Source organism: Streptococcus agalactiae ATCC 13813 (assembly GCF_000186445.1).
In the GTDB taxonomy this organism is placed as follows: domain Bacteria; phylum Bacillota; class Bacilli; order Lactobacillales; family Streptococcaceae; genus Streptococcus; species Streptococcus agalactiae.
Genome location: NZ_GL636070.1, coordinates 2,055,836 through 2,064,189 on the forward strand (window position 1 = coordinate 2,055,836; position 8,354 = coordinate 2,064,189).

General features: G+C 36.3%; 11 protein-coding genes. 4 read left to right on the forward strand and 7 right to left on the reverse strand.

Annotation, left to right across the window (positions count from 1 at the left end; translation table 11 throughout):
- Positions 1-78: 78 nt before the first annotated feature.
- The 4 genes from HMPREF9171_RS103815 to HMPREF9171_RS103800 form a co-directional block, all read right to left on the reverse strand.
- A complete protein-coding gene (locus tag HMPREF9171_RS103815) occupies positions 79-819 on the reverse strand; it encodes a LytR/AlgR family response regulator transcription factor (protein ID WP_000697632.1) in 741 nt (246 codons plus the stop codon).
- Entirely contained in the window at positions 800-2,545 is a 1,746-nt protein-coding gene (locus tag HMPREF9171_RS103810; RefSeq protein WP_000930334.1) for a LytS/YhcK type 5TM receptor domain-containing protein, read from the reverse strand. Before HMPREF9171_RS103810 ends, HMPREF9171_RS103815 begins: the two co-directional genes overlap by 20 nt.
- Before the next feature lie 26 nt (positions 2,546-2,571).
- Complete coding sequence (locus tag HMPREF9171_RS103805) at positions 2,572-3,216, reverse strand: HAD family hydrolase (RefSeq protein WP_000416620.1); 645 nt, start codon at positions 3,214-3,216, stop codon at positions 2,572-2,574.
- Between the two features lie 123 nt (positions 3,217-3,339).
- A complete protein-coding gene (locus tag HMPREF9171_RS103800; RefSeq protein WP_000282447.1) occupies positions 3,340-3,735 on the reverse strand; it encodes a single-stranded DNA-binding protein in 396 nt (131 codons plus the stop codon).
- Positions 3,736-3,815: 80 nt separating this feature from the next.
- Between HMPREF9171_RS103800 and HMPREF9171_RS103795 the strand changes: the two genes are divergently transcribed.
- Positions 3,816-4,526 carry a class I SAM-dependent methyltransferase gene (locus tag HMPREF9171_RS103795; RefSeq protein ID WP_000186174.1) on the forward strand — a complete coding sequence of 237 codons (711 nt, stop codon included), beginning with the start codon at positions 3,816-3,818 and terminating at the stop codon, positions 4,524-4,526.
- 59 nt (positions 4,527-4,585) lie between these two features.
- On the opposite strand, the gene ytpR is transcribed toward HMPREF9171_RS103795, so the two are convergent.
- The 3 genes from ytpR to HMPREF9171_RS103780 are packed head-to-tail and all read right to left on the reverse strand — an operon-like array spanning position 4,586 to position 5,849.
- Positions 4,586-5,212 carry a YtpR family tRNA-binding protein gene (ytpR, locus tag HMPREF9171_RS103790; protein ID WP_000578324.1) on the reverse strand — a complete coding sequence of 209 codons (627 nt, stop codon included), beginning with the start codon at positions 5,210-5,212 and terminating at the stop codon, positions 4,586-4,588.
- 32 nt (positions 5,213-5,244) lie between these two features.
- Positions 5,245-5,568: a thioredoxin family protein gene (locus HMPREF9171_RS103785; RefSeq protein ID WP_000602782.1), complete on the reverse strand. Its 324-nt coding sequence runs from the start codon at positions 5,566-5,568 to the stop codon at positions 5,245-5,247.
- On the reverse strand, positions 5,565-5,849 hold the full coding sequence (locus HMPREF9171_RS103780; protein WP_000791272.1) for a DUF4651 domain-containing protein: 285 nt from the start codon (positions 5,847-5,849) through the stop codon (positions 5,565-5,567). The genes HMPREF9171_RS103785 and HMPREF9171_RS103780 overlap by 4 nt, the downstream gene beginning before the upstream one ends.
- A gap of 159 nt (positions 5,850-6,008) precedes the next feature.
- Between HMPREF9171_RS103780 and HMPREF9171_RS103775 the strand changes: the two genes are divergently transcribed.
- The 3 genes from HMPREF9171_RS103775 to proC all read left to right on the forward strand — a co-directional run bounded on the left by HMPREF9171_RS103775 (position 6,009) and on the right by proC (position 8,335).
- Positions 6,009-6,248: a hypothetical protein gene (locus HMPREF9171_RS103775; RefSeq protein ID WP_000660180.1), complete on the forward strand. Its 240-nt coding sequence runs from the start codon at positions 6,009-6,011 to the stop codon at positions 6,246-6,248.
- 179 nt (positions 6,249-6,427) lie between these two features.
- Complete coding sequence (gene pepA, locus HMPREF9171_RS103770) at positions 6,428-7,495, forward strand: glutamyl aminopeptidase (protein ID WP_001281321.1); 1,068 nt, start codon at positions 6,428-6,430, stop codon at positions 7,493-7,495.
- Positions 7,496-7,564: 69 nt separating this feature from the next.
- Entirely contained in the window at positions 7,565-8,335 is a 771-nt protein-coding gene (gene proC / locus HMPREF9171_RS103765) for a pyrroline-5-carboxylate reductase (protein WP_001872483.1), read from the forward strand.
- Positions 8,336-8,354 lie beyond the last annotated feature (19 nt).

Consider the following 8,354-nt stretch of genomic DNA (forward strand, 5'->3'; position numbering starts at 1 on the left):
AGTCTCAGTTACCAAAAAAAGAAGCCGAATTGCAAATTCAAGCTTCTAAACAACAAAGGGAAGTTCGCAAAAGCACTTTTACATGGTTAAATGCTCATTTAGGTCTTTTAAATACGATCGACCTACTGGAAATTTCTCTCCATTAGACATAATTAGTAACAAAGTATGATTAAACCAAGGTTGAATTTCCTCAATCATCTCTAGATTAATCACTGTGTTTCGATGAATCTGGAGAAAATATGGTGCTACAGCGCGTGACTTAAACCAATTGAGTGTCTTCCGAATAGTGTAAGTTTTCTGAACTGTACTAACAGTTAATTCGCCATCTTCAACACTAGCTGCAACGATATCTTGCATTTTAACAACAACACTGCAATCTGATAATGTCAAGGTTAACAATTCAACACTGGCTTTTTTAGGTATTGCTTGCTCTACATCTAAAGCAGTGGTGAGTTGGCTCAATTTCTTCACTTTTGATAGAGCCATATCAACGCGCTGTTGTTCAAACGGTTTCATGATATAATCAACAGCGTTACTTTCAAAAGCTTTCACAGCGTAGTTATCATAAGCTGTCGCAAAAACAACAAGTGGGGGATGTGCAAGTTGGCTCAACTGATTAGCCAAAGTAAAGCCATTTTCTTCACTAAGCGAAATATCTAAAAAAATTAAATCAATTTGCTGTCTAAATAAGATTTTTTCGGCTTCACTGATATCCTCAGTCTGAAAAATCTCAGGGTTGTCAACCTCCTGGCTATGTTCAACTAAAAACGATAATTCTTGTCTGGCAAACATTTCATCATCAAGAATTAAAATTTTCATGCTCATCCTCCCTTATTCTATTAGGTATTCGATACCAAACTTTTGTACCATTCTTGTCGCTCGAAAAATGAAGGCAACTTACACTACCATATAATAAATTCAGCCTGTTATTTAGATTAACTAGAGCAGTACCTGTACCCTTACTCTCTGCAACTGTTTCTTGACCTAATTTATCAATGATAGTATCTGAGATTCCTTGTCCATTGTCACTAACAGAAACACAATAATAATGACCATCTGGCTTTATTTGAACCAATATATGGTTGTCCGTCTTACGTTCTTTGAAAGCATGTCGAACTGCATTCTCTACCAGTACCTGTAAACCAAAAGGCGGTAACTTCATTTTTTCTGGTGCACTAATATCATAAGATAACTGATATTTATCAGGGAAACGTAATTTTTCAACATTCATATAAGCATCCACATGTGATTTTTCTTGCTCAAGTGTTACCTCACGATCCTGACCACCTTGCAAACTTGTTCTAAAAAAAGTACTTAACTGCATCAGTGCATAACGGGCTTTATCAGAATCAATACGGATTAATGCACTAATTGTGTTAATGGCATTAAAGAAGAAATGAGGGTTGATTTGTGCTTGTAAAGCCTTTATCTCTGCCATACTGGCTAACTTATTTTGTTCCTCTGTTATCCCCATTGCCAGTTGTCCTGAAAATATTTGCGCTAAACCAAGGACTAGGTTTTCCTCCACCTCAGACATTGTCTTATCTCCTGCAAAGTACATTTTTAAGGCACCCACAGTTTTATCATTTATTTTTAGAGGAACTACAATAGCAGAATTTAACTGACAGTTGTGATCTGGACAAGAAATCGCCGCTTTATCTTGCGCAATTCTTGGTTCGCCATCAAAAATAACACTTTTAGATAAGTCTGTTTTGACCGGTTGTCCTGCAATATGGTGATCATGGCCAACACCAATATGAGCTAATACGTTTGACCGATCTGTTAATCCTACAGCATCAAAGTTAGTATGCCTCTTTATAATTTCGCAAACGCTCCTAGCAGATTGTGGTGTCAAACCTTGTCTAAGGTAGGGCAGAGTCTGTCGAGTCAATTCAAGAACATCTCTCGTTTGAACTGCGCGTAACTGACTTTCATTTGACAAATAAGTTTTCAAAATCGCAAGGAAAAGTGTGGAACCTAAACTATTTAAAATCATCATTGGAATGACAATCATTTTGACAAGTTCCCATCCTGTAAAAATGCCAACAAATAGCATCTGGATACTTTCGGCAATAATACTAATTAAAATAACTTGGCTTGTTGAAGGGTAGAGATGGTTTTCCTTAAGCTTATCACCAATCTTTCCGCTAACAATGCCGACTAGAACTGAACTGACAATATAGAAAGAACCTGAAAAGCTTCCTTGAAAAAAGCGATGAACTCCTCCAATAAAACCAACAATTGATCCAACCAGAGGTCCACCAACCAAACTTGCCGTTGTAATAACTAAAGTCCTTGTATTAGCAAGTGAGTCAGAATGGGAAATCGTTGTTAGAAAAGGGCGCTCGACCAAACTTCGATCCCCTTTTATTTCAATTCCTGTTATATTAGATATAATAACAAACAAGCCGAAAATGATGACAAGTACTACCGTTTCACGTTTAGACCGCTCTTCAATTAACTGTCTGAAATAACTATTATTTACCAATAAAAAGGCTAAAATCATAATAATTCCTAGCCTTTGGAATAACAACACCATCAACATATGCTTATCCTCCTCAAGATACCATTTTACTCCGGAAGATAAATATAGATATCTTGATAATCTGAAATAACCTTGTCTGCCATTGATAAATCTTGCGGTGGATAATCAGGATTAGCAAAGCCAAAGCAATACATTCCTGCTGCCTTAGCAGCTAAACTCCCATTTCTTGTATCTTCTATAACTATACAAACTTTAGGGTCTACATCTAAAAGCTCTGCAGCTCTAAGAAAAACATCTGGTGCTGGTTTAGAAGACGATACATCTTCTCCTGTAACCATGTATTCAAAGCATTCTGTCACACCCAACTCTTTTAGATTACGCTTAATATCTACCATTGGAGATGAGGACGCAACTGCTAAGCGATAGCCATGTTGGTGTAACCAATGAATCAGTCGCTGAGCTCCTTTGATGGGCCTAACACCATCACGCGTCACAATCGCTTGTCGACGTCTGTTCATCTCAGCAATATACTCTTTTACTGTTTTCGGTAAGCCAAACTCCTCTTTCATAGCTTGCCACATGAATTCAAAAGTAGTCCCCATGTACTGGTATTGATACGAGACGTCCGTATCAATACCCTCCTCACGTAACATTTCTGTCTTATTATCTAAAAACGTGTACTCGGAATCAACAATAACGCCGTCCATATCAAAAATAATGACTTTTTCCATCTTAAACCTGCTTTCTATCCCCTTTATTGTAATCGTTTGCCTTTCTATTTTCAATAAAAAAAGGTTGCTTTCTGTGGAAAGCAACCAGTATATTTAGAAATGATATTTTGAGAGTGATTTTATTTAAAAGGGGAGCTCCTCTTCTTCCAATACTAAATCTGACAAATCACCAGAAACATTATTTTCACGCATAGCACGTTGGGCACGGCTTTCTAACAACTGAAATGATGATGCTAATACTTCAGTGATATAGTGCGTTTGACCATCCTTTTCGTACTTGCGCGTACGCAATTCACCATCTATTGAAATTAAAGAGCCCTTTGTCCCATAGCTCGCAAGGGTTTCCGCTAGACGACCCCACATAACCACATTAATAAAATCTGCTTCACGCTCACCATTACTTCCTTTAAAGCGTCTATTAACAGCAACAGTTGCACGTGTCACTGACTTGTCAGTTGGTGTTTTTACCATCTCAGGCTTTGCTGTTAGACGCCCAATCATAATAACTTTATTATACATTGATTACCTCCTCACTATTATTATTCGAAAATAAGGAAGAAAAATGCTAAAATATATGAAATTGTTCTGGGAGAATTAAGATGACAAATGTAACTAGTTATAAAGAAATGCTGGCTAAACCTTGGGGAAAAATACAATATGAAATAACTTTTGCTCAATTAAGCCATATCAAAAATCATCACGTTTTAGATTTTGGAGCTGGTTTTTGTCTCACCGCACAACATCTAGCAAAAGAAAACAATGTAACTGCTATTGAACCCAATCCTAAACTGCTTTACGATAATCAAAGTGACAATATTTATAAAATCCTAGGTTCCTACGAAGCATTAAGAGATTTGCCTAATCAAAGTTTTGATACTATTATTTGTCATAATGTTCTTGAATATATAGACAAACATAATCATCCTGCTTATTTTGAAGAATTTTATCGACTTCTAAAACCTAATGGAGAACTATCTCTCATCAAACATAATATAACCGGTAAAATATTACAATCAGTTATTTTTAGCAATGATACCTCCACTGCGATGGAACTCTTAACAGGAGAAGCAAACTTTAAAAGTGCCAGTTTTGACCAGGGAAATATTTATACCTTAGAAGAACTAAAACAAAATACAAATTTATTAGTTGAACGTTATCAGGGTATTCGTACCTTCTATTCATTACAACCAAACCATTTTAAAACTGAAACTGATTGGCTAAACAAAATGCTTGCTATCGAGCTAAGTGTTGCTGACAAAGCTCCTTATAAAGATATTGCTTTTTTGCAACACATCACACTTAAAAAGTAATTGTAACTTCTTAAGTTTACAACTAAAAATCAACTTAGCTGAAGCTAAGTTGATTTTTACTAATTTTTCCAATGTTTATTGGCGTCGAAAGACTCTCCAACAATTACCTGATCAGATAATTCAATGATACCTCTGACTTGAGGAGCATTTGGAAGAGCTAACTCGCGAGCACTACATAACATTCCAAAGCTATCTTCTCCACGAAGTTTTCCTGGGAAAATAAGGCTACCATTTGGCATCATAGCTCCTGGAAGAGCTGCAACTGTTTTAAGACCTACTGAAGCATTAGGTGCCCCACAAACGATTTGGACCGTCTTCCCATCATTGATTTCTACTTGACAGATATGTAAATGGTCACTATCTGGATGATCAATCATTTCTTTAATTTGCGCCACAACAAATGTAGGTTCAATATTATTAACAAGAGAGTCTTCGAATCCTTCTTTCAGTAGTTCTGCATTAAGGATTTTAATATCTTGATCAGATAAAGTTACTTGACCTACTCCCTCAATAGCAATTAAACTTGACACTTCAAAGATATTCCAAGCAACTGTTTCTTTACTATCTTGCAGATAGACGCGTGCTACTTGTCCGCGACGATCAACATCTAGCTTAGCTCCTTGACTATCCTTAACAATAACCATTAAGGTATCACCAACATGCTCTCTATTATAAGTAAAAATCATTTATTCTCCTTTAAATTTTGCTATTTTCTGTCTTATTTATGGTTAATTTCAGCGAGAAATTTAGTAATTTCAGCCTTTGTTTTGCGATTCTTATTAACCAAACGACCCAGTTCCTGACCATTTTCCACAACAACGAAACTCGGAATCCCAAAAACATTCCACTGCTGAGCTAATTCTATATAGTCATCACGATTAACACGTACAAAGACAAAATCTGAGAAATCTTTTTCAATTGATGGCATTACTGGATATATAAATTGACAATCTGGACACCAATCTGCTGTAAAAAAGAAAACAACTTTCTTAGTGCTATCAATATAGGCTGCTATTTCTTCATAAGATTCTGGTAAAATCATTTGCTCACCTCCACATAATCAAGAACACCTTGACGATAAATGAATTCGAAAATTCTGCCATCTTCCAAGACAAGACCACCACTGGTCATTTTAATATCAGATTCAAATTCATTAAAATAAAATACCTGAATATCACCCATCTGACTAAAAAATTCTCTTAAGGTCTGAGTGATTTGCTGACGTTTATAATCTGTTACTTTTTTAGTTAGGGTATAACCAGCAGCTGCTAGTAAACCCACACCAGCAAGGCCAGTCCCAAATAAGATTTTTTTATTTTTCATAACTGTTATTATACCATACCCCCCGGAATTAGACACAGGAATTGATGGAAGAAATCCACATAACAGTTATGAAAAAAACAACTTATTCCTTGTGGTATAATAGGATGACATTGTCTTAAGATACCATTATGGTTAATCATTCAAACAGAAAGAAAAAACATGAAAGAAAAATTATTAGTACCTGCTTTAAATTGTTTGCTAGGTCTACTCTTCCTAGGTGATCACTGGTTTTTATTTCGTCTTCAAAATGGAGAACTTTTTGCTATTGTGACGCTAATACTGCTTTGCACAACTTCATTTTTAATCAATAAGAATCACCCCAAAAATTTGACTTTAATTGCTATGGTTATCACTTTTTTAGCCGTATTATCTTTCCTATCTACCTTTTTATTAGCTTAAGCCGATAAACATTATCTCCGTTGTATTCAACCCAGTTTTCACTATAACAGGCTTTGTCAGTCATAACAGTCTTCTGGTAGTACTTGATATTCTTTTTGAAAGTCTTTATATTGACTGAAACCTGTTCTTTATTTTTAATTAAAAGGTGCTAAAATAGTATTTGTAGAATTGAGGTAATTATGTCAGATTTATTTAACAAAATTAAAACCGTAACTGAGCTTGATGGGATTGCTGGCTATGAACACAATATCCGCAACTTCCTTCGTCAAGAAATAACTCCTTTAGTTGATCAAGTTGAGACAGACGGACTTGGTGGAATTTTTGGAGTTAAAAATACTCATGAGACTAATGCTCCTAAAGTCATGGTTGCTGCCCATATGGATGAAGTCGGCTTTATGGTTAGTCATATTCAGCCAGATGGAACATTTCGTGTACTTGAGGTTGGAGGATGGAATCCCCTAGTAGTCAGTTCACAACGCTTTACCCTCTACACACGTTCTGGTGATGCTATTCCTGTTATATCAGGATCAGTTCCTCCTCACTTTCTTCGTGGACAAAGCGGTGGAACGACATTACCCAAAATCAGTGACATTGTTTTTGATGGAGGATTCACAGATAAAAATGAAGCTGAAAGCTTTGGCATTGCTCCTGGCGATATCATTGTTCCTAAATCTGAAACCATTTTAACTGCAAATCAAAAACATATTATGTCAAAAGCTTGGGATAATCGCTATGGTGTGCTTATGGTGACCGAATTGCTAAAAAGCTTAAAAGATCAAAGTCTTAGCAACACACTTATTGCTGGGGCTAATGTTCAAGAAGAAGTCGGACTTCGTGGCGCACATGTTTCAACAACTAAATTCAACCCAGATATCTTCTTAGCTGTCGATTGTTCCCCAGCTGGAGATATTTATGGGGAACAAGGCAAAATAGGAGAGGGAACCTTAATCCGTTTTTATGATCCCGGACATATCATGCTTAAAGATATGAGAGATTTCTTGCTTACAACAGCTGAAGAAGCAGGTATAAAATACCAATATTATGCTGCAAAAGGTGGTACCGATGCTGGGGCTGCTCACCTAAAAAATAGTGGTATTCCTTCTACAACTATCGGTGTCTGTGCACGCTACATTCATTCTCATCAAACACTCTACGCTATGGATGATTTTCTACAAGCACAAGCTTACCTTCAGGCCATCGTTAACAAATTAGACCGCTCGACGGTGGATATTATTAAAGGTTATTAAGATAGAAAGGATGGGAGTTTCATAAGGTAGACACATTTTAGTATCTCCTTTCATCCCCATATCAACATTATGAAAATTGGAATTATCGGCGTTGGAAAAATGGCCAGTGCAATTATTCAAGGCCTCAAACAAACCCAACATGACATTGTCATATCCGGATCTTGCTTAGAGCGTTCAAAAGAAATTGCAGAAAGACTTGATGTTACTTACGCCGAATCTCATCAGTCATTAATCAATCAAGCTGATATTATCATGTTAGGTATTAAACCTCAACTATTTGAAAAGGTTCTTCTTCCACTTGATATCACAAAACCAATCATCTCAATGGCAGCAGGAATCTCCTTAGCGCGTTTAAGCCAATTAACTCGTTCTGATTTACCATTGATTCGTATTATGCCAAATATTAACGCACAAATACTTCAAAGTTGCACAGCTATTTGTTACAACAATCATGTATCAGATGAGTTACGACAATTAGCCAAAGAAATTACGGATAGTTTTGGAAGTAGCTTTGATATAGCAGAAACCAATTTTGATACCTTCACTGCTCTAGCAGGTTCTAGCCCTGCCTATATCTATCTATTTATAGAAGCCTTAGCTAAAGCAGGTGTAAAATATGGATTTCCAAAAGAACAAGCACTCTCTATTGTAGGACAGACTGTTTTAGCTTCTAGTCAAAACCTATTACAAGGACAAAATAGCACCTCTGACTTAATCGACAACATTTGTAGCCCAGGCGGAACTACTATTGCTGGCCTTTTAGACTTAGAAAAAAATGGTCTGACGCATAGTGTTATTTCTGCCGTTGATGCTACTATTGAGAAAGCAAAAAAACTTTGAGCAAATTGCTCAAAGTTTT

Coding starts and splice junctions, on each gene's coding strand:
- HMPREF9171_RS103810 (WP_000930334.1), bottom strand. CDS start 2,545: ATGTTGATGGTGTTGTTATTCCAAAGGCTAGGAATTATTATGATTTTA.
- HMPREF9171_RS103780 (WP_000791272.1), bottom strand. CDS start 5,849: ATGAAAAATAAAAAAATCTTATTTGGGACTGGCCTTGCTGGTGTGGGT.
- ytpR (WP_000578324.1), bottom strand. CDS start 5,212: ATGATTTTTACTTATAATAGAGAGCATGTTGGTGATACCTTAATGGTT.
- HMPREF9171_RS103775 (WP_000660180.1), top strand. CDS start 6,009: ATGAAAGAAAAATTATTAGTACCTGCTTTAAATTGTTTGCTAGGTCTA.
- pepA (WP_001281321.1), top strand. CDS start 6,428: ATGTCAGATTTATTTAACAAAATTAAAACCGTAACTGAGCTTGATGGG.
- HMPREF9171_RS103785 (WP_000602782.1), bottom strand. CDS start 5,568: ATGATTTTACCAGAATCTTATGAAGAAATAGCAGCCTATATTGATAGC.
- proC (WP_001872483.1), top strand. CDS start 7,565: ATGAAAATTGGAATTATCGGCGTTGGAAAAATGGCCAGTGCAATTATT.
- HMPREF9171_RS103805 (WP_000416620.1), bottom strand. CDS start 3,216: ATGGAAAAAGTCATTATTTTTGATATGGACGGCGTTATTGTTGATTCC.
- HMPREF9171_RS103795 (WP_000186174.1), top strand. CDS start 3,816: ATGACAAATGTAACTAGTTATAAAGAAATGCTGGCTAAACCTTGGGGA.
- HMPREF9171_RS103815 (WP_000697632.1), bottom strand. CDS start 819: ATGAAAATTTTAATTCTTGATGATGAAATGTTTGCCAGACAAGAATTA.
- HMPREF9171_RS103800 (WP_000282447.1), bottom strand. CDS start 3,735: ATGTATAATAAAGTTATTATGATTGGGCGTCTAACAGCAAAGCCTGAG.